Below are 1,167 nucleotides of genomic sequence, written 5' to 3'. Positions count from 1 at the left end.
CATCAACAGTATGCCCCATTTCTTCTCCTTCTTCTTTTAGTCGGCGAGTAGAGTAGAGCTCTGGGTTACGGGATAGGATTGCTATTTTCATTGGGATAGCTCCAAACATTGTCAGTTGAGCTTGTGTAAGTCTGTCGTAATTTTGGTCCTGATTTTTTAAAGCGTAAAACGAAAAGAATTTGTGTTGACGACAAAATTTATTAGGTGGCCGAATAGCGAAACTAGTATGACAATAATGAGGATAGTGCTATCAATCAGTTGTTTTGGAATCTACTATGATGAACGTCTTAACAATGCCTGACAGATTAACAAAGAGTCAGATAAAAGAAAGTTTTTATAGAACCTACAAGCTAGTAAACCGAGTCACTAACGGAGTGAGTACCGGCGAGGTTTTTAAGCAGGGTGAGAGAGTTGCTTATTGTGAGGGTTTAGATAGTGATGAACCATTTCAATACCTCAAGGGTGTTGTTGACAGTCACATCAGGAACGAAATTAGACTGAGAGAAAATAGCACGCCTGACCTAACCGCATGGTATCGCGCAATTTGTGAGACCCTTCCAATTGAAAGCCGCAAAACGAACGACATTATCTATGAACTTTTTAAAGCAGGTCGCGAGTATGTATCGCTAAGTGACTTGGCTGGGAAAACCGAGATATCAAATACCTCTGAATTATGCTTTTTGTTGTCAAATTTGGCACGAAAAATGTGCGAGTCTATACCTTACGAACCGCCCTGCCAGGGTGATGGTCGCGATGCATACTTGGCCTTAATTTGTGAGAGTTCGACTTTAGGTGATAGGGTTAGACTTAATTGTCTCTTTAGTACTATATTTAAGGACTATTGGCATAAATAGGTTAGCTCGCTGGCCTTAACATAGGCGACATCATGGACATTGAGTTATTACGTACATTTTTGGAAGTAAAGAATACGCGTCACTTTGGTAAAGCGGCTGAAAACTTATACCTTACCCAAGCAGCGGTCAGTGCTCGTATCAAACAATTGGAAAATGTATTAGGTGCGAAGCTTTTTACTCGCTTTAGGAATAACTTACAATTAACGGTGACAGGTGAGCGCCTTATTAATCATGCCGAAACAATTATCATTGCATGGGAAAGAGCTCGCCAAGATGTATCGCTACGAAAGAAACAAAAACACGTAATTTCTCT

At 40.4% G+C, this 1,167-nt stretch carries 3 protein-coding genes; 2 read left to right on the top strand and 1 reads right to left on the bottom strand.

Going from position 1 to position 1,167, the window contains the following annotated elements:
- Positions 1 to 91, bottom strand: a 91-nt coding sequence (locus tag A3735_RS29455) for a hypothetical protein (RefSeq protein ID WP_197485649.1), incomplete at its 3' end; no start/stop codon positions are given.
- A gap of 184 nt (positions 92 to 275) precedes the next feature.
- Between A3735_RS29455 and A3735_RS03865 the strand changes: the two genes are divergently transcribed.
- Complete coding sequence (locus A3735_RS03865; RefSeq protein ID WP_068637616.1) at positions 276 to 854, top strand: hypothetical protein; 579 nt, start codon at positions 276 to 278, stop codon at positions 852 to 854.
- Positions 855 to 886: 32 nt separating this feature from the next.
- A partial coding sequence (locus A3735_RS03860) for a LysR family transcriptional regulator (protein WP_156499387.1) occupies positions 887 to 1,167 on the top strand: 281 nt, incomplete at its 3' end.

The organism is Oleiphilus sp. HI0061, assembly GCF_001635675.1.
This window is presented reverse-complemented; position numbering and strand designations above follow the sequence as displayed.

Coding starts and splice junctions, on each gene's coding strand:
- A3735_RS03865 (WP_068637616.1), top strand. CDS start 276: ATGATGAACGTCTTAACAATGCCTGACAGATTAACAAAGAGTCAGATA.